This window comes from Pseudomonas palmensis, assembly GCF_017848315.1.
In the GTDB taxonomy this organism is placed as follows: Bacteria; Pseudomonadota; Gammaproteobacteria; order Pseudomonadales; family Pseudomonadaceae; genus Aquipseudomonas; species Aquipseudomonas palmensis.
Genome location: NZ_JAFKEC010000006.1, coordinates 1 through 18,409, shown reverse-complemented (window position 1 = coordinate 18,409; position 18,409 = coordinate 1). Strand labels below are relative to the sequence as shown.

General features: G+C 64.0%; 15 protein-coding genes. 3 read left to right on the top strand and 12 right to left on the bottom strand.

Annotated features, from left to right (window positions below; translation table 11 throughout):
* Nucleotides 1-264 precede the first annotated feature (264 nt).
* Both lptF and lptG read left to right on the top strand, forming a co-directional pair.
* Complete coding sequence (gene lptF / locus JZZ72_RS05505; protein ID WP_043862434.1) at nucleotides 265-1,380, top strand: LPS export ABC transporter permease LptF; 1,116 nt, start codon at nucleotides 265-267, stop codon at nucleotides 1,378-1,380.
* The gene (gene lptG / locus JZZ72_RS05500) at nucleotides 1,373-2,434 is read left to right on the top strand and encodes an LPS export ABC transporter permease LptG (RefSeq protein ID WP_043862433.1); all 1,062 of its coding nucleotides are present in this window, start codon (nucleotides 1,373-1,375) and stop codon (nucleotides 2,432-2,434) included. The genes lptF and lptG overlap by 8 nt, the downstream gene beginning before the upstream one ends.
* An 83-nt stretch (nucleotides 2,435-2,517) precedes the next feature.
* Here the strand turns inward: lptG and JZZ72_RS05495 are convergent, their stop codons facing one another.
* From JZZ72_RS05495 to arcD (JZZ72_RS05440), 12 genes are all read right to left on the bottom strand, one after another.
* Nucleotides 2,518-3,006, bottom strand: coding sequence for an RDD family protein (locus JZZ72_RS05495; RefSeq protein WP_043862432.1), 489 nt, complete (start codon nucleotides 3,004-3,006; stop codon nucleotides 2,518-2,520).
* A gap of 97 nt (nucleotides 3,007-3,103) precedes the next feature.
* The gene (locus JZZ72_RS05490) at nucleotides 3,104-3,316 is read right to left on the bottom strand and encodes a cold-shock protein (RefSeq protein ID WP_003175786.1); all 213 of its coding nucleotides are present in this window, start codon (nucleotides 3,314-3,316) and stop codon (nucleotides 3,104-3,106) included.
* Between the two features lie 340 nt (nucleotides 3,317-3,656).
* The gene (gcvT, locus tag JZZ72_RS05485) at nucleotides 3,657-4,781 is read right to left on the bottom strand and encodes a glycine cleavage system aminomethyltransferase GcvT (protein ID WP_210014152.1); all 1,125 of its coding nucleotides are present in this window, start codon (nucleotides 4,779-4,781) and stop codon (nucleotides 3,657-3,659) included.
* 29 nt (nucleotides 4,782-4,810) lie between these two features.
* Complete coding sequence (locus tag JZZ72_RS05480) at nucleotides 4,811-6,187, bottom strand: L-serine ammonia-lyase (RefSeq protein ID WP_210014151.1); 1,377 nt, start codon at nucleotides 6,185-6,187, stop codon at nucleotides 4,811-4,813.
* 100 nt (nucleotides 6,188-6,287) lie between these two features.
* Nucleotides 6,288-9,143, bottom strand: a complete 2,856-nt coding sequence (gene gcvP / locus JZZ72_RS05475; protein ID WP_210014150.1) for an aminomethyl-transferring glycine dehydrogenase — start codon at nucleotides 9,141-9,143, stop codon at nucleotides 6,288-6,290.
* Between the two features lie 10 nt (nucleotides 9,144-9,153).
* Entirely contained in the window at nucleotides 9,154-9,537 is a 384-nt protein-coding gene (gene gcvH / locus JZZ72_RS05470) for a glycine cleavage system protein GcvH (protein WP_210014149.1), read from the bottom strand.
* A 254-nt stretch (nucleotides 9,538-9,791) separates the two neighbouring features.
* Nucleotides 9,792-11,309 (bottom strand): sigma-54-dependent transcriptional regulator, encoded by a 1,518-nt coding sequence (locus JZZ72_RS05465; RefSeq protein ID WP_043862427.1) that lies wholly within the window; start codon nucleotides 11,307-11,309, stop codon nucleotides 9,792-9,794.
* Between the two features lie 137 nt (nucleotides 11,310-11,446).
* Complete coding sequence (locus JZZ72_RS05460; RefSeq protein WP_043862426.1) at nucleotides 11,447-11,806, bottom strand: DUF5064 family protein; 360 nt, start codon at nucleotides 11,804-11,806, stop codon at nucleotides 11,447-11,449.
* 54 nt (nucleotides 11,807-11,860) lie between these two features.
* Nucleotides 11,861-12,790 carry a carbamate kinase gene (gene arcC, locus JZZ72_RS05455; RefSeq protein WP_043862425.1) on the bottom strand — a complete coding sequence of 310 codons (930 nt, stop codon included), beginning with the start codon at nucleotides 12,788-12,790 and terminating at the stop codon, nucleotides 11,861-11,863.
* A 52-nt stretch (nucleotides 12,791-12,842) separates the two neighbouring features.
* Nucleotides 12,843-13,853 carry an ornithine carbamoyltransferase gene (locus JZZ72_RS05450; RefSeq protein WP_043862424.1) on the bottom strand — a complete coding sequence of 337 codons (1,011 nt, stop codon included), beginning with the start codon at nucleotides 13,851-13,853 and terminating at the stop codon, nucleotides 12,843-12,845.
* Nucleotides 13,854-13,935: 82 nt separating this feature from the next.
* Nucleotides 13,936-15,192, bottom strand: coding sequence for an arginine deiminase (arcA, locus tag JZZ72_RS05445; protein ID WP_043862423.1), 1,257 nt, complete (start codon nucleotides 15,190-15,192; stop codon nucleotides 13,936-13,938).
* Nucleotides 15,193-15,225: 33 nt separating this feature from the next.
* Nucleotides 15,226-16,653: an arginine-ornithine antiporter gene (gene arcD / locus JZZ72_RS05440; protein WP_054915088.1), complete on the bottom strand. Its 1,428-nt coding sequence runs from the start codon at nucleotides 16,651-16,653 to the stop codon at nucleotides 15,226-15,228.
* A gap of 441 nt (nucleotides 16,654-17,094) precedes the next feature.
* Here arcD (JZZ72_RS05440) and arcD (JZZ72_RS05435) point away from each other — a divergent pair.
* A partial coding sequence (gene arcD, locus JZZ72_RS05435; protein ID WP_210014148.1) for an arginine-ornithine antiporter occupies nucleotides 17,095-18,409 on the top strand: 1,315 nt, incomplete at its 3' end.

Below are 18,409 nucleotides of genomic sequence, written 5' to 3'. Positions count from 1 at the left end.
CAGTGCGCGCTGGCGGTGCAGGCGCTCGAAGCGGCCTGGCGCGCCGTGGCGGGCCAGTCAGAAAGCGCCCAGTTTGAGCCTGCGGCGGGCGCGCTGACAACCCCGAGATGAAGCTTTGCACGGCGCCAAGTGACAGGCACGGCCATTCACAGGATAATGCGCGCACTTTTGTCCGGGTTCGCCTTTGGCGGGCGGGCGACTATCTTGGTTGCAACGTTTTCCCTTGTTCGGCTGTCCGAGCCTGACAACCCAGGAGTGTCTGGTTTGATCGTCTTCCGTTATCTGTCCCGCGAGGTCCTGGTGACCTTGAGTGCCGTCAGCGCTGTGCTGCTGGTCATCATCATGAGCGGGCGCTTCATCAAATACCTGGCCCAGGCGGCCCAGGGCATGCTCGATCCGGGCGTACTGTTCCTGATCATGGGCTACCGCCTGCCGGGCTTTCTGCAACTGATCCTGCCGCTGGGCCTGTTTCTGGGCATCCTGCTGGCCTACGGCCGGCTGTACCTGGAAAGCGAGATGACCGTGCTCTCGGCAACCGGCATGAGCCAGCAGCGCCTGCTGGGCATGACCCTGATGCCGGCTGCACTGATCGCGGTGCTGGTAGCCTGGCTGAGCCTGAGCCTGGCGCCCCAGGGCGTGACCCAGGTATCGCAGATCATCAACCAGCAGGATGCGCTGACCGAGTTCGACACCCTGGTGCCGGGCCGCTTCCAGAACCTGCGCGACGGTTCGCGGGTCACCTACACCGAGCAACTGTCGGATGACCGTTCAAAGCTGGCCGGCGTGTTCATTTCGGAGAAACGCCTGTCCCAGGACAAGAGCAAGGACCGTGGCATCTCCGTGCTGGTGGCCGAAAAGGGCCGTCAGGAAGTGCAGGCCGACGGCAACCGCTACCTGATCCTTGAAAACGGCTACCGCTACGACGGCAACCCGGGCCAGGCCGATTACCGCGCCATCAAGTACGACACCTACGGTGTGCTGCTGCCCAAGCCGGAGGTCAGCCAGGAAGTCACCGAGCGCGAGGCCATTCCGACGTCCGAACTGATCGGCAGTACCGGGCTGCGCGAGCGTGCCGAACTGCAGTGGCGCCTGTCGCTGCCGCTGCTGGTGTTCATCGTGACCCTGATGGCGGTGCCGCTGTCGCGGGTCAACCCGCGCCAGGGCCGTTTCCTCAAGCTGCTGCCGGCGATCCTTCTGTATATGGCTTACCTGACGATTCTGATTGCCGCCCGCGGCGCCCTGGAGAAAGGCAAGTTGCCGATCGGCCTGGGCCTGTGGCCGGTGCATGGGCTGTTTCTGCTGATCGGCCTGGGCCTGATGTTCTGGGAACCGCTGCGCCTCAAGCGCGCCAGCCGTCGTGCGGAGGTGGCCCGTGGCTAAACTCGATCGCTACATCGGCCAGAGCGTGTTCATGGCCATCCTCGCCGTGCTGGGGATCATCCTCGGCCTGGCGTCGCTGTTCGCCTTCATCGACGAGATGGGCGACATCAGCGATACCTACACCTTGTGGGACGCGGGCAACTACGTGCTGCTGACCGCGCCACGGCGCCTGTACGACATGCTGCCGATGGCCGCGCTGATCGGCTGCCTGATCGGCCTGGGCAGCCTGGCCAGCAGCAGCGAACTGACCATCATGCGCGCTGCCGGCGTGTCCATCGGGCGCATCGTGTGGGCGGTCATGAAGCCGATGCTGGTACTGATGCTGATCGGCGTGCTGATGGGCGAGTACCTGGCACCCGTGACCGAGAACAAGGCCCAGGCCGACCGTTCGCTGGCGCAGGGTGGCGGTGAGGCGCAAAGCTCCAAGCGCGGCCTGTGGCACCGTCAGGGCGAAGAGTTCGTGCACATCAACACCGTGCAGCCCAATGGGCTGTTGCTGGGCGTGACGCGTTATCGCTTCGACAACGAGCGTCACATGCAGACCTCCAGCTTTGCGCGCAGGGCGCAATACACCCAGGGCCACTGGGAATTGACCGACGTGACTACCACGCACTTCCGTGGGGACCATACCGAAGTCATCCACAATGCCGAGGAGCGCTGGGACGTCGCCCTGACCCCCGAGCTGCTCAGCACCGTGGTACTGGCGCCCGAGTCGCTGTCGATCAGCGGGCTGTGGGACTACATTCACTACCTCTCCGACCAGGGCCTGAACAACGCGCGCTACTGGCTGGCGTTCTGGACCAAGGTGCTGCAACCGGTGGTCACGGCGGCGCTGGTACTGATGGCGGTGTCGTTCATCTTCGGCCCGCTGCGTTCGGTGACGCTGGGCCAGCGGGTGTTCACCGGGGTGCTGGTGGGCTTCGTGTTCCGCATCGCCCAGGACCTGCTGGGCCCTTCGAGCCAGGTGTTCGGCTTCCCGCCGCTGCTGGCGGTGGTGATCCCGGCGGCAATCTGTGCGCTGGCGGGGGTGTGGTTGCTACGCAGGGCGGGGTAGCGATTACCCTGGCCAACAAAAAGCCGACCTCAGGGTCGGCTTTTTCATTGGTTGCCGGTGCCGGCGAACGGGGCGCTGCGGTTCTACTTCTTGCGCTTGGGAATCCGCACCAGCTGGGTTTCCGAGTACATGTCATGCCAGGCGCGTTTTTTCTTGTCCACCAGCGACCACAGAAACCCCAGGCCCAGGCACAGCCACGACGCAATCGACACCACAAAGCGCAGCAGTGCCTGCCACAGGCTGATGGCACTGCCGTCGGCATTCTGCACGCGGATGCCCCATACCTGCATGCCAAGGGTCTGGCCGCCGTGGGTCCAGAACTTGGCGAAGAAGCCGAACAGCATGAACAGCAGAACGGTCGACAGCAATGGATCGCCATCCAGCGCCCCCGCCTCGGTCAGGGCGCGCATGCGCGTCTCGCCGATGATCGCCATCTGCACCATCTTGTACACCAGCGTGGTCACCATCAGCAGGGCGGTGCACAACAGGAAGTCATAGAACATTGCGGCCAGGCGACGGCCCAGGCCGACCACGGGGAACTCGCCCTGTGGTTGAAGAAGTTGCTTGGGCATGCGCTCAGGCTCCGGGTGACAAAGCGCCCATTCTACGGAATTGCGCGCACAAAAAAGCCCCTGCTGTTGCCAGCAGGGGCTCTTTCGTTGATGAAGATCAGGCTTCGGCTTGAACTTCGTCGGCTTGCATGCCTTTTTGGCCCTGCACAGCAACGAAGGTCACTTTCTGGCCTTCTTTCAGGCTCTTGAAGCCGTTGCCCTGAATAGCGCGGAAGTGTACGAACAGATCCGGACCGCTTTCTGGAGTGATGAAACCAAAACCTTTCTCGTCGTTAAACCACTTGACGGTACCGCTCTGACGTTGGGACATTGTCTTATTTCCTTTGAAACTTAGAATTAGTAACAGTTTCTTTCATTGAAAGAGTACTGGGCTGGGTTGCAGGAAAGTAAGAGACGTCGAACGGGTTGTAGCAAAACTCGGCGCTACTGCCCAGGTCACGAACCATAGCGACCCATGCAAACACAGTGCAGTGAATCTACACTCATTTCGATTGCAAAAACAAGTCCCGCAGAGCGCCGCACCACGGGGCCTGGCGGGAAATTTCCGGGGCTGTTTGCGGGCCGCTGTCGGGCGTGTTCGAAAGTTGTAAAACGCGTTCGAAAACGAATATTCCGAACGCGCCATGACACCTTGTTTCAATTGCGCTGTTTCAGCCGCGATAGTAGCGCTGGGCAACGAACGGCATCTTGCTGACCTTCATCGCCACCCGTTTGCCGCGCACGATGGCCCACAGCGGTGTATCGAGCGCTGCATGGGCCTGGTCCACATATCCCATCGCCACTGGCGCGCCCAGCGTGGGCCCGAAGCCTCCGCTGCAGATGCTGCCGACCACCGTGCCGGCCTCATCCACGATCTCGGCCCCTTCGCGCACCGGGGTACGCTCCTGCGGCAGCAGGCCGACGCGCTTGCGCGCCACGCCGCTGTGCTGCTGGGCGAAGATCGCAGCAGCGCCGGGAAAGCCTCCCGACCGCGAGCCATCGGCGCGGCGTACCTTGGAGATGGCCCACAGCAGGCTCGCCTCGATCGGCGTGGTGTCAGCATTCATGTCATGCCCGTACAGGCACAGGCCGGCTTCCAGGCGCAGCGAGTCGCGCGCGCCCAGGCCGATGGCGGCCACTTCCGGCTCGGCCAGCAGGTGACGGGCCAGGGCCTCGGCGCTGGCGCTGGGCACACTGATCTCGAAGCCGTCTTCGCCGGTGTAGCCCGAACGGCTCACGTAGCAGTCCACGCCCAGCAACACCACGGGCTTGAACTGCATGAAGGTCATGTCCGCCACCTCGGGGGCCAGGCGCTGCAGCACCTTGACCGCCGCCGGGCCCTGCAGGGCCAGCAGGGCGCGCTCTTCGAACAGCGGCTGCACCTGGCACAGCGTGCCGATGTGCTGGCGCAGGTGGGCCAGGTCCTGGTCCTTGCAGGCGGCGTTGACCACCAGGAACAGTTCGTCGTTGCCCAGGTTGGCCACCATCAGGTCGTCGAGGATGCCGCCCTGTTCGTTGGTGAACATCGCGTAGCGCTGCATGCCCACCGGCAAATCGATGATGTCGACCGGCACCAGGGTTTCCAGGGCCTTGGCGGCATCGGCGCCCACCAGGCGGATCTGGCCCATGTGCGACACGTCGAACAGGCCGGCCTGTTCGCGGGTGTGCAGGTGCTCCTTGAGCACCCCCAGCGGGTACTGCACGGGCATGTCGTAGCCGGCGAACGGCACCATGCGCGCGCCCAGTTCCAGATGCAGGGCATGAAGCGGTGTTTGCAGCAGTGTGTCGGTGGACATTGATGACTCCTTCTAGAGGCTTGAGGTTGTCAGCACTCGATGATGTTGACGGCCAGACCGCCGCGGGCGGTCTCCTTGTATTTGCTTTTCATGTCGGCGCCGGTCTGGCGCATGGTGCGGATCACCTTGTCGAGCGAGACGAAGTGCTGCCCGTCGCCGCGCAAGGCCATGCGCACCGCGTTGATCGCCTTGACCGAGCCCATGGCATTGCGTTCGATGCAGGGCACCTGGACCAGCCCGCCAATCGGGTCGCAGGTCAGGCCCAGGTTGTGTTCCATGCCGATTTCGGCGGCGTTCTCGACCTGTTGCACGCTGCCGCCCAGCACCTCGCACAGGGCCCCGGCTGCCATCGAACAGGCCACCCCGACCTCACCCTGGCAGCCCACTTCGGCCCCCGAGATCGAGGCGTTTTCCTTGTACAGGATGCCGATGGCAGCGGCGGTGAGCAGAAAGCGCACCACGCCGTCTTCGCTGGCACCCCCGATGAAGCGCATGTAGTAGTGCAGCACCGCCGGCACGATGCCGGCAGCGCCATTGGTGGGTGCGGTGACCACTCGACCGCCGGAGGCATTCTCTTCGTTGACCGCCAGGGCATAGAGGTTGACCCAGTCGAGTACCGACAGCGCATCGCGCAGGCTCGCCTCGGGGTTGGCGCACAGCTGGCGGTGCAGGGCCGCAGCGCGGCGCTTGACCTTGAGCCCGCCGGGCAGAATGCCCTCGTTGCGACAGCCGGCAGCCACGCAGTCCTGCATCACTTGCCAGATGTGCAGCAGGCCGCTGCGGGTCTCGGCCTCGGGGCGCCAGGCCGATTCGTTGGCCAGCATCACCTGGCTGATGCTCAGGTGATGCGTGGTGCAGTGGCCAAGCAGTTCCCGGGCCGTCTTGAACGGGTAGGGCAGTGTGGTGCTGTCCTCGACGATACGGTCGGCCCCGGCGGCGCCTTCGTCGACCACGAAACCGCCGCCCACCGAGTAGTACTCGCGGCTGCGTACCTGCAGGCCGGCGGCGTCGAAGGCACGAAAGATCATGCCGTTGGGGTGAAAGGCCAGCGGCTTGCGGATCATCGCCAGGTGCTGTTTTTCGTTGAACTCGATGGCGTGCTCGCCCAGCAGGTAGAGCTGCCCGCTGCTGCGGATCGCCTGCAGGCGCGCTGCGATGGTGTCGGTGTCGACGCTGTCGGGGTGTTCGCCCTCAAGCCCCAGCAGCACCGCCTTGTCGCTGCCGTGGCCCTTGCCGGTGGCGCCGAGCGAGCCGTACAGCTCGACCTTGACGCTGGCGGTACTGGCCAGCAGGTCGTCGCGGCGCAGGCCCTCGGCAAAACGCCCGGCTGCGCGCATCGGCCCGACGGTATGGGAGCTGGAGGGGCCGATGCCGATCTTGAACAGGTCGAAGACGCTGAGTGACATGGTCGTACCCTCGTGCAGGTTGAAAAGCTTCGCCGGCAAGGCCGGCCCCTACAGATGCGCGCGGGCTCTGCAGGAGCCGGCCTTGCCGGCGAAGAGGCCCTCAGGCGTCCTGATAGCTTTCGATCGACGGGCAGGCGCAGATCAGGTTGCGGTCGCCGAACACGTTGTCGACACGCCCCACGGGTGGCCAGTACTTGGCCTCCACCAGCGATGGCAGCGGGTACACCGCCTGCTGGCGGCTATAGCCGTGGGGCCATTCGCCGGCCAGTTCGGCCGCGGTGTGCGGGGCGTTCTTCAGCGGGTTGTCGTCCTTGTCCAGGCTGCCGTTCTCCACTGCGCGAATCTCTTCGCGAATACAGATCATGGCGTTGCAGAAGCGGTCCAGTTCCTCCTTGGCCTCGCTCTCGGTCGGCTCGATCATCAACGTGCCGGCCACCGGGAACGACATGGTCGGGGCATGGAAGCCGAAGTCGATCAGGCGCTTGGCCACGTCGTCGACGCTGATGCCGCTGCTGTCCTTGAGCGGGCGCAGGTCCAGGATGCACTCGTGCGCCACCAGGCCATTGCCGCCGGTGTACAACACAGGATAGTGCTCTTCCAGGCGGCGGGCGATGTAGTTGGCATTCAGGATCGCCATCTGCGACGCACGCTTGAGCCCGGCGCCGCCCATCATGCGGATGTACATCCAGGTGATCGGCAGGATGCTGGCACTGCCGAACGGCGCTGCGCATACCGCGCCCTGGGGGTTGTGCAGGTGCGCATGGCCCGGCAGGAACGGCGCCAGGTGCGCCTTGACGCCGATCGGGCCGACGCCCGGGCCGCCACCGCCGTGGGGGATGCAGAAGGTCTTGTGCAGGTTCAGGTGGGACACGTCGCCGCCGAACTTGCCCGGTGCGCACAGGCCGACCATCGCGTTCATGTTGGCGCCGTCGATGTACACCTGGCCGCCGTTGTCGTGGATGATCGCGCAGATCTCGCCGATGGCCTCCTCGAACACGCCGTGGGTGGACGGGTAGGTGATCATCAGCGCGGCCAACTGGTCGCGGTGCTCGATGGCCTTGGCGCGCAGGTCGTCGATGTCGACGTTGCCACGGGCATCGCACGCAGTGACCACCACGCGCATGCCGGCCATGTGTGCGGTGGCCGGGTTGGTGCCGTGGGCCGAGGAGGGAATCAGGCAGATATCGCGGCGGGCATCGCCCCGGCTCTGGTGGTAGGCGCGGATCGCCAGCAGGCCGGCGTACTCGCCCTGCGAACCGGCGTTGGGCTGCAACGACACGGCGTCATAGCCAGTGGCGGCGCACAGCATGGCCTCCAGCTCGTCGGTCAGTTGCTGGTAGCCCTGGCTCTGCTCGGCGGGGGCAAAGGGGTGCAGGTTGCCGAACTCGGCCCAGGTCACCGGGATCATTTCGCTGGCGGCGTTGAGCTTCATGGTGCACGAGCCCAGCGGGATCATGGTGCGGTCCAGCGCCAGGTCCTTGTCGGCCAGCTTGCGCAGGTAGCGCATCAGTTCGGTTTCGCTGTGGTAGCGGTTGAACACCGGGTGTTCGAGGATGGCCGACTGGCGCAGCAGGGCGGCCGGCAGTCGTGCTGGCGTGGCAGTGGCCAGCGCGGCGAAGTCCGGTACGGCCTGGCCATTGGCGAACAGCTGCCACAGGGCCTCGACATCGGCCTGGGTGCTGGTTTCGTCCAGCGACAGGCCCAGGTGGTCGGCATCGATCTGGCGCAGGTTGAGCTGGCGGGCGCGCGCCTGTTCATGCAGCGCGGCAGTCGCGCCGCCGGTGGCCAGGGTCAGGGTGTCGAAGAACGCGGCGTTCTGCACGTTCACGCCCAGTGCCTTGAGGCCGCTGGCCAGGATCGCGGTCAGCTGGTGGGTGCGCTGGGCGATCTGCTTGAGGCCCTGCGGGCCGTGGTACACGGCGTACATGCTGGCGATATTGGCCAGCAGTACCTGGGCGGTGCAGATGTTGCTGGTGGCCTTCTCGCGGCGGATGTGCTGCTCGCGGGTCTGCATGGCCAGGCGCAGGGCGGTCTTGCCGAAGCGGTCGATGGACACGCCGACCAGGCGCCCGGGCATGTCGCGCTTGAACGCATCGCGGGTGGAGAAGTACGCCGCATGCGGGCCGCCGAAGCCCAGCGGCACGCCGAAGCGCTGGGCGCTGCCGATGGCCACGTCGGCGCCGAATTCGCCCGGCGGGGTCAGCAGGGTCAGCGCCAGCAGGTCGGCGGCTACCGCCACCAGCGCGTTGGCGGCGTGCAGGCGCTCCACCAGTTCGCGGTAGTCGAACACCTCGCCGTTGCTGGCCGGGTACTGCAGCAGGGCGCCGAAGAAGGCGCTCACGTCACCCAGCTCGCGCTCGTCGCCCACCACCACCTCGATGCCCAGCGGCTCGGCACGGGTGCGCAGCACGTCGAGGGTCTGCGGGTGGCAATGCACCGAGGCGAAGAAGGCGTGGCTGCCCTTGTTCTTGCTCAGGCGCTTGCAGAAGGTCATGGCTTCGGCGGCGGCCGTGGCTTCGTCGAGCAGGGAGGCGTTGGCGATCGGCAAGCCGGTGAGGTCGCTGATCAGGGTCTGGAAGTTCAGCAGCGCTTCCAGGCGGCCCTGGGAAATCTCGGGCTGATAGGGGGTGTAGGCGGTGTACCAGGCCGGGTTTTCCAGCAGGTTGCGCAGGATCGGTGCCGGGGTGTGGGTGTTGTAGTAGCCCTGGCCGATGAAGCTCTTGAACAGCTGGTTCTTGCCGGCGATGGCCTTGAGCGAGGCCAGGGCATCGGCTTCGCTCTGCCCGTCACCGAGCTCGAGCACGCTGGTGCCCGTGATGCTGTCGGGGATCACGGCGGCGCTCATGGCCTCCAGCGAGTCGAAGCCCAGGGTGGCGAGCATGGCCTGCTCGTCGGTGTCGCGCGGGCCGATATGACGGGCGATGAACTGATTGGCGGTGCCGAGGTTGATGGTCATGGTGATTTCCTCAGGCGTCGGCGTTGGCTTTGATCAGACGGTCGTAGGCGTCCTGGTCGAGCAGTTGCGCGACGGCGCCGGCATCGGCCGGGATGAAGCGGAAGAACCAGCCTTCGCCCAGCGGGTCTTCGTTGACCAGCTCGGGGCTGTCCTGCAGCTGGTCGTTGACTGCCACCACTTCACCGGTCAGCGGCATGTACACGCCGCTGGCGGCTTTGACCGATTCGACGGTGGAGGCTTCGGCCCCGGCTTCGTAGGTTTGCAGTTCCGGCAGTTGCACATAGACCACGTCACCCAGTGCGTTCTGGGCAAAGGCGGTGATCCCGACCGTGACGCTGCCGTCGGCTTCGGCGCGCAGCCATTCGTGATCTTCGGTAAAACGCAACTCGCTCATGGGAACTCCTCAGGGGTGCGGTAGGGCTCACCATCAGGCCAGCCCGGAACTGACATCTCCTTAGCAAGTTCGTGGCCATTTATAAAAAATGCTTACAAATCAATTGGTTATGTATTTGTCAGCGATGCTCGTTATGCAGGTCGTAGCGAAATCGCTACACCTGTCGAGTATTGAAAAAGCGCAGAGGGATCAAAACCTTGCATTACAGTGGCAAACGGGCGATGTAGCGAAATCGATACGGTGTATCGAATTCGCTACGGAAGGGTTTCCTTTCCGGGAATGCCATACTTGCGCAGCCGATGCGCAATAGCCGTGTGCGAAGTCTGCAAGCGACTGGCCAACTGGCGGGTGGAGGGGTAGGTGGCGTAGAGCTTTTCCAGCAGGCCACGCTCGAAGTTCTCCACGGCCTGCTCCAGGCTGGCCACTTCACCATCGCTTTGGCGCGCCACCGAGGTGCCGGCAATGTCCAGGTCACCAATATCCACCAGGCTGCTCTCGCAGATGGCCGCAGCGCGAAAGATCACGTTCTGCAACTGGCGCACGTTGCCCGGCCAGCGGTTGCCCAGCAACGCCGGGTAGGTGCCCGGCGCCAGCCGGCACAGCGGACGCTGGATCTGCGTGCAGGCCTGGCGCATGAAGGCACGCGCCAGCATCAGGATGTCCTGGCCACGCTCGCGCAGCGGCGGCACTTCCAGGTTGAGCACGTTCAGGCGGTAGAACAGGTCTTCGCGAAAACTGCCTTCGGCAACCATCTTTTCCAGGTCGCGGTGGGTGGCGCTGAGGATGCGCACGTTGACCTTGACCTCGCGATCACCGCCCACGCGGCGAAAGCTGCCATCGCTCAGAAACCGCAGCAGCTTGGCCTGAAGGTAAGGCGACATCTCGCCGATTTCATCGAGAAACACCGTGCCCTGGTTGGCCAGCTCCATCAGCCCCGGCTTGCCGCCGCGTTGCGCACCGGTGAAGGCGCCGGGGGCGTAGCCGAACAGCTCGCTCTCGGCCAGGTTCTCCGGCAGCGCCGCACAGTTCAGTGCCAGGAAGGGTGCGTTGTGGCGGCTGCTGATGGCGTGGCAGGCACGGGCTACAAGTTCCTTGCCGGTGCCGGTCTCGCCGTGGATCAGCAGCGGCGCATCCAGCGCCGCCACACGCAGGGCGCGGGCCTTGAGGGTACGGATGGGCGGCGAGTCGCCGAGCAGCGCGTCGAAGCCTTCGGCATGGTCGTGGTGCAGGGCCGACAGGCGTTCGCCGATGCGGTTGGCCTGGTACAGCGTCAGCAGGGCGCCGGCGTTGGTGATCGGGGTGGCGTCGAGCAGCAGGGTCTGGCCGTTGAGGGTGACTTCGCGCAGGGGCAGGTGGAAACCCTGTTCGATCAGCGCATCGAGCAGTTGCGGGTCGCCGAACAGCTCACCCACCGAGCGGCCCTCCGGGTCCTGGCCGCACAGGGCGATCAATGCGGGGTTGGCCAGCAGCACATGGCCGGCGCTGTCCAGGGCCAGGACCGGGTCGCTCATGGCGGCGAGCAGGGCATCGAGTTGCAGGTGGCGGCGCTGTCCGGGGAGGATGTCGACCACTTTCACGCTTTGCACGCCGTGCACGTTGAACAGCGCGTCATGCAGCTCTTCGAGCACGTCGGGGCTCAGGGTCGGGGCGTCGATGTAGACGTTGGGCGGCACCATCTCCACGGCGTCCAGGTTGAGGTGGCGGGCACCGAGCAGGGCCAGCACTTCCTGGGTGATGCCGACGCGGTCGATGAAGCTGACGTGGATACGCATGGGGGATGTTCTGGCTTGCCGGGATGGCAAGTATGCCCTGCGACCGCTGCGCGGTCGAATCGCGGGTCAAGCCCGCTCCCACAGGCGCAGGTGATTTTTGTGGGAGCGGGCTTGACCCGCGATGAGGTCGTGGTGAGCTAGCCCAGGTGCTCGGGCTTGACCGGGTCGCCCGATTTCACATCGAGCTGTGCGCGCACATCCTCGAACATCATGTCGTAGATCTTGTGCAGCGAGCTGATGCTGGCGGTTTTGGGCATGCCGTACTTCTGCGCGATGATCGAGGCCTGCCGCGCGAAGTCGAAAGCCTGGTCCTTGGGCATGAAGAAGGTTTCGTCCATCGGCTTGTCCTCGATGGTGCCATGCATGCGAAAACTCATGCCTTTGCCTTCCTTGGGATCCTGCTCAACCTTGTAGTCGATGCACAGGTTGTAGCTGTAATCGGCCTTGTTCAGCGCATGGCGCTCGATGTGCAGATGACCGGGTTCGAATATGGCCATGGCGGCTCCTCTGGAAGGTTGAAACGGGCGGACCTGCAGATCCGCCCAACTGCATCAACGGTAGTCGATACCCGGCTTGGACGTACTCACCCGAGTGCCGGCAGTGCCCTTGACGATGTCTTCGATATCGGCCAGCGAGCCGATAACCGCTACTTTGCCGGTGTGCCGGGCAAAGTCGCAAGCGGCCTGCACCTTCGGCCCCATGGAGCCTGCGGCAAAGCCCAGGCGCTCCAGTTCGTCCGGGTGGGCCTGGGCGATGGCTTTCTGGGTCGGCTTGTTGAAGTCGACATACGCCGCGTTCACGTCCGTGGCAATCACCAGCAGGTCGGCATCCAGCTGTTCGGCCAGCAGCGACGAGCACAGGTCCTTGTCGATCACCGCCTCGATGCCCTGCAGCTTGCCGTTCTCACCATACATGGTGGGGATGCCGCCACCCCCGGCACAGATCACGATACTGCTCTTTTCCAGCAGCCACTTGATCGGGCGGATCTCGAAGATGCGCTTGGGTTTGGGGCTGGCCACCACGCGGCGGAACTTGTCGCCGTCGGCCTTGACCACCCAGCCTTTTTCCTTGGCCAGGCGCTCGGCTTCTTCCTTGCCGTAGACCGGGCCGATGAACTTGGTCGGGTCCTTGAAGGCAGGGTCGTTGGCGTCCACTTCCACCTGGGTCAGCAGGGTGGCGAAGGGCACCTCGAAGTCCAGCAGGTTGCCCAGCTCCTGTTCGATGATGTAGCCGATCATGCCTTCGGTTTCGGCACCGAGCACGTCCAGCGGGTAGGCTTCGTCGGGTTTGTAGGATTGCGCCTGAAGCGACAGCAGGCCGACCTGCGGGCCGTTGCCGTGGGCGATGACCAGTTCGTTGCCGGGGTGGATCTTGGCGATCTGTTCGGCGGCGATACGGATGTTGGCGCGCTGATTGTCGGCGGTCAGGGGCTCGCCGCGGCGCAGCAGGGCGTTGCCGCCCAATGCAACAACGATACGCATGATGATGTCCTTTCTAGGGTGCAGGAGCCGGCAGCGCCGGCTCCCGGCGGGGTTACAGGTCGGCCAGGGTCGACACCAGGATCGCCTTGATCGTGTGCATGCGGTTTTCCGCCTGCTCGAAGGCGATGCAGGCCGGCGACTCGAACACGTCATCGGTCACTTCGATGCCGTTGGCCAGGTGCGGGTACTGCTCGGCGATCTGCTTGCCGACCTTGGTGTCGGAGTTGTGGAACGCCGGCAGGCAGTGCATGAACTTGGTGCGTGGGTTGCCGGTGGCCTTCATCAGCTCGGCGTTGACCTGGTATGGCAGCAGTTGCTTGATGCGTTCGCCCCAGGCTTCGACCGGCTCGCCCATCGATACCCACACGTCGGTGTGGATGAAGTCCACGCCCTTGACCGCAGCTTTCGGGTCTTCGGTGAGGGTGATGCGGGCACCGCTTTCCTCTGCGTACTGTTTGCAGCGTGCCACCAGGTCGTCATGCGGCCACAGGGCCTTGGGCGCACAGATACGCACGTCCATGCCCAGCTTGGAGCCGACCAGCAGCAGCGAGTTGCCCATGTTGTTGCGCGCATCGCCCAGGTAGGCGTAGCTGATGTCGTGGATCGGCTTGTCGGCATGCTCGCGCATGGTCAGCACGTCGGCGATCATCTGGGTGGGGTGGTATTCGTCGGTGAGGCCGTTGAACACCGGTACGCCGGCGAACTTGGCCAGTTCCTCGACCACTTCCTGCTTGAAGCCACGGTACTCGATGGCATCGTACATGCGCCCGAGCACGCGGGCGGTGTCCTTCATGCTCTCCTTGTGGCCGATCTGCGAGGAGTTGGGGTCGATGTAGGTGACGTTGGCGCCCTGGTCATAGGCGGCCACTTCGAAGGCGCAACGGGTGCGGGTCGAGGTCTTCTCGAAAATCAGCGCAATGTTGTTGCCCTTGAGGTGCTGCTGCTCGGTGCCGGTGTACTTGGCACGCTTGAGGTCACGGGACAGGTCCAGCAGGTAGCGCAGCTCGCGCGGGGTGTGGTGTTCCAGGCTCAGCAGGCTGCGGTTGTGGATGTTGAACGCCATGATGTTGCTCCTGTTCTTTTAGAACGCAAAGGGCTGATCGGCCCGGCCGGCGCCTTGTGGGCGCGGCCGGACGATGGTCGTTTTAGTAGTCGATTGGGTCGCGCACGATCGGGCAGGTCATGCAGTGGCCGCCCCCACGTCCGCGGCCCAGTTCGCCGGCACTGATGGTGATGACCTCGACACCGGCCTTGCGCAGCAGGGTGTTGGTGTAGGTGTTGCGGTCGTAGCCGATGACCACGCCCGGCTCCACGGCCACCACGTTGTTGCCGTCGTCCCACTGCTCGCGTTCGGCGGCGAAGCTGTTGCCACCGGTTTCAACCACGCGCAGCTTGGGCAGCTTGAGGGCCTTGGCCACCACATCGAGGAAGCTGGCTTCTTCGCGGCGGATGTCGATGCCGCCCTGCTTGCTTTCGTCGGGTTGCAGGGTGAAGGCGACGATCTGGTTCACCACTTCGGGGAAGATCGTGACCAGGTCGCGGTCGCAGAAGCTGAACACGGTGTCCAGGTGCATCGCAGCGCGGGACTTCGGCAGCCCGGCCACGATCACGCGTTCCACGGCCTTGTTCTTGAACAGGTTCAGCGCCAGTTGGCCGATGGCCTGACGCGACGTGCGTTCGCCCATGCCGATCAGTACCACGCCGTTGCCGATAGGCATCACGTCGCCGCCTTCGAGGGTGGAGTTGCCGTGGTCCTTGTCCGGGTCGCCGTACCAGATCTCGAAATCGGCATTGGTGAACTGCGGGTGGAACTTGTAGATGGCGGTGGTCAGCAGGGTCTCCTGGCGACGCGCCGGCCAGTACATCGGGTTCAGCGTCACGCCGCCGTAGATCCAGCAGGTGGTGTCGCGGGTGAACTGGGTGTTGGGCAGCGGCGGCAGGATGAAGCTGGAGTGGCCCAGGAAGTCGCGGAACATCTGGATGGTCTTGCCACCGAAGCTGTCGGGCAGGTCATCGGCCGAGACGCCGCCGATCAGGTACTCGGCGATGTGTCGCGGCTCCAGGCTGCGCAGCCAGGATTTCACTTCGTTGATCAGGCCCAGGCCCACCGAGTCGGCGGTGACCTTGCGCTCCAGAATCCAGTCCAGTGCTTCGGGCATGGCGACGATGTCGGTCAGCAGGTTGTGCATTTCCAGCACTTCGATGCCGCGCTCGCGCATCTTGGTCACGAAGTCGAAGTGGTCGCGCTTGGCCTGGGCGACCCAGAGTACGTCGTCGAACAGCAGTTCGTCGCAGTTGTTCGGGGTCAGGCGCTGGTGAGCCAGGCCTGGGGAGCAAACCATCACTTTGCGCAGTTTGCCGGCTTCGGAATGTACGCCGTACTTAGCTTTTTCCGTGGACATGGTTCATTTCCTCCAAGTTGCGAATACGGGGGGTTACAGAGTCAGGAAGCCGTCGTACAGGCCATAGGCCGCCACCAGGGCGCCAATGACTACGGCGGCGAAGATCAGCTTCTCCACGTTGGTAAAGATCGGTTGGCCCACCTCGCGCTTGGCCTTGGCGAACAGCACCACGCCAGGGGCATACAGCAGGGCCGAGAGCAGCAGGTACTTGACGCCACCGGCGTACAGCAGCCAGATGGCATAGAGCAGTGCGATACCGCCGATGATCAGGTCTTTCTTGCGTTCGGCCAGGGCCTGTTCATAGGTTTCGCTGCGCAGTGCCAGCAGGAACGCATAGGCCGCCGACCACAGGTAGGGCACCAGGATCATCGAGGTGGCGAGGTAGATCAGCGACAGGTAGGTACTGGCCGAGAACAGCGTGATGACCAGGAAGATCTGCACCATGGCGTTGGTCAGCCACAGGGCGTTGGCCGGCACGTGGTTGGCGTTCTCGCGGCGCAGGAACTCCGGCATGGTGTGGTCCTTGGCTGCGGCGAACATGATCTCGGCGCACAGCAGTACCCACGACAGCAGGGCCCCCAGCAGCGAGACGATCAGGCCGACGCTGATCAGCACCGCGCCCCAGTGACCGACCACGTGCTCGAGCACGGCGGCCATCGACGGGTTCTGCAGCTTGGCCAGTTCCGGTTGGGTCATGATGCCCAGCGACAGCACGTTCACCAGTACCAGGAACAGCAGCACGGTGATGAAGCCGATCACGGTGGCCTTGCCCACGTCGGAGCGTTTTTCGGCGCGGGCCGAGAAGATGCTGGCGCCCTCGATGCCGATGAACACCCACACGGTGACCAGCATCATGTTGCGCACCTGGTTCATCACGCTGCCCAGGTCCGGGTTCATCGTGCCCCAGATGTCGGCGGTGAAGATGTCCAGCTTGAACGCGAACAGGGCAATCAGGATGAACAGCGCCAGTGGCACGACCTTGGCCACGGTGGTGACCAGGTTGATGAACGCCGCTTCCTTGATGCCGCGCAGCACCAGAAAGTGCACTGCCCACAGCAGGATCGAGGCACCGATGATCGCCGCCGGGGTGTTGCCTTCGCCGAAGATCGGGAAGAAGTAGCCCAGGGTGCTGAACAGCAGTACGAAGTAGCCCACGTTGCCCAGCCAGGCACTGATCCAGTAGCCCCAGGCGGACGAAAAGCCCATGTAGTCGCCAAAACCGGCCTTGGCGTAGGCGTATACGCCGCCGTCCAGGTCAGGTTTGCGATTGGCCAGGGTCTGGAACACGAAGGCCAGGGTCAGCATGCCGATGGCGGTGATGCCCCAGCCGATCAGCACGGCGCCGACATCGGCGCTGGCGGCCATGTTCTGCGGCAGCGAGAAGATACCGCCGCCGATCATGGAACCCACTACAAGTGCGACTAACGCACCCAGTCGTAGTTTTCCGGGAGTGTCTGACATTGGATAACTCCATTCCAGGAGAAGAGAGATGCCAGAATAAATCCAGCAAGCGTGACGAGAGCTGATTCAGGTCAGTTCATTGATACATTCCATTGTTGTTGAAGGACTTGAAGCGCTGCAGCCGGCGCCTCGCCGACACCCCGCAAGCCTTGTGCAATGGCACCTCCAGCCTTTTTCTAGAGCATTCGCTCTGAATGGCTGCGAGATTTGAAGCTAGTCGCTTTTACGGGTTTAGCAAATTTTTGACGAGAAAAGATCTTGTTTGCTTGATGAAGTAGATGGGGTACGCAAAACTCACTGTTTAGTTCGCCTCGGCATAGACGTACTAGTTATGAAGGTTATAGTTTTGAAGACAATCCACTATAAACGTCAGGGCTGTGCTTATATTTAGGCCTAGTGTGTAACAGCACCATGACAACGCGGGACGAAAAGGGGAACTGCATGTCCGAACCAGGACAGAAACTGCGCTTGGGTGCGCTCGTCGCGCTGGTGGTGGGCTCGATGATCGGTGGCGGTATCTTCTCGCTGCCGCAGAACATGGCCGCGCGGGCCGATGTCGGCGCCGTGCTGATCGGCTGGGGCATCACCGCCGTGGGCATGCTGGCGCTGGCGTTCGTGTTCCAGACCCTGGCCAACCGCAAGCCCGAGCTCGATTCGGGTGTATATGCCTATGCCAAGGCCGGGTTTGGCGAGTACATGGGCTTTTCGTCGGCCTGGGGTTACTGGATCAGCGCCTGGCTGGGCAACGTGGGCTACTTCGTGCTGCTGTTCAGCACCCTGGGCTTCTACTTTCCGGTGTTCGGGGAGGGCAACACGCCGATCGCCATCGCCTGCGCTTCGCTATTGCTGTGGGCGGTGCACTTTCTGGTACTGCGCGGCATCAAGGAGGCGGCGTTCATCAACCTGGTGACCACCGTGGCCAAGGTGGTGCCGCTGGTGATGTTCATCGTGATCGCGGCGGTGGCGTTTCGCGCCGATATCTTCACCCGCGACATCTGGGGGCTGAGCAACCCCAAGTTTGGCGGGGTGCTGGACCAGGTGCGCAACATGATGCTGGTGACCGTGTTCGTGTTCATCGGCATCGAGGGCGCCAGCGTGTATTCGGCCCGTGCCGAAAGGCGTTCGGACGTGGGCAAGGCCACGGTGATCGGCTTTCTCGGGGTGCTGGCGCTGCTGGTGCTGGTCAACGTGCTGTCGCTGGGGGTGATGACCCAGCCGGAGCTTGCCGGCTTGCAGAACCCGTCGCTGGCCTCGGTGATGGAGCATATCGTCGGGCCCTGGGGCGGGCTGCTGATCAGCCTGGGGCTGGCGGTGTCGCTGCTGGGGGCGCTGCTGTCGTGGGCGTTGCTGTGTGCCGAGATCCTGTTCGCCACCGCCCGTGACAAGACCATGCCGCGGTTTCTGACCCGCGAGAATGCCAATCATGTGCCGGTCAATGCGCTGTGGATGACCAACTGCATGATCCAGCTGTTCCTGCTGATCACGCTGTTCTCTGCGGGCACCTACACCAGCCTGATCTACCTGGCGTCATCGATGATCCTGGTGCCGTACCTGTGGTCGGCGGCCTATGCGTTTCTGCTGGCACTGCGCGGGGAAACCTATGAGCGCCACCCCGGGGCGCGGCGCAAGGACCTGCTGGTGGCCGGGGTGGCGCTGGTGTATGCGATCTGGCTGCTTTACGCCGGGGGGCTGAAGTACCTGCTGCTGTCGGCGCTGTTGTACGCGCCGGGGGTGATCCTGTTCTACCGCGCCAAGC

Coding starts and splice junctions, on each gene's coding strand:
- JZZ72_RS05495 (WP_043862432.1), bottom strand. CDS start 3,006: ATGCCCAAGCAACTTCTTCAACCACAGGGCGAGTTCCCCGTGGTCGGC.
- JZZ72_RS05490 (WP_003175786.1), bottom strand. CDS start 3,316: ATGTCCCAACGTCAGAGCGGTACCGTCAAGTGGTTTAACGACGAGAAA.
- gcvT (WP_210014152.1), bottom strand. CDS start 4,781: ATGTCCACCGACACACTGCTGCAAACACCGCTTCATGCCCTGCATCTG.
- JZZ72_RS05480 (WP_210014151.1), bottom strand. CDS start 6,187: ATGTCACTCAGCGTCTTCGACCTGTTCAAGATCGGCATCGGCCCCTCC.
- gcvP (WP_210014150.1), bottom strand. CDS start 9,143: ATGACCATCAACCTCGGCACCGCCAATCAGTTCATCGCCCGTCATATC.
- gcvH (WP_210014149.1), bottom strand. CDS start 9,537: ATGAGCGAGTTGCGTTTTACCGAAGATCACGAATGGCTGCGCGCCGAA.
- JZZ72_RS05465 (WP_043862427.1), bottom strand. CDS start 11,309: ATGCGTATCCACGTCAGCTTCATCGACCGCGTCGGCATCACCCAGGAA.
- JZZ72_RS05460 (WP_043862426.1), bottom strand. CDS start 11,806: ATGGCCATATTCGAACCCGGTCATCTGCACATCGAGCGCCATGCGCTG.
- arcC (WP_043862425.1), bottom strand. CDS start 12,790: ATGCGTATCGTTGTTGCATTGGGCGGCAACGCCCTGCTGCGCCGCGGC.
- JZZ72_RS05450 (WP_043862424.1), bottom strand. CDS start 13,853: ATGGCGTTCAACATCCACAACCGCAGCCTGCTGAGCCTGGAACACCAC.
- arcA (WP_043862423.1), bottom strand. CDS start 15,192: ATGTCCACGGAAAAAGCTAAGTACGGCGTACATTCCGAAGCCGGCAAA.
- arcD (WP_054915088.1), bottom strand. CDS start 16,653: ATGTCAGACACTCCCGGAAAACTACGACTGGGTGCGTTAGTCGCACTT.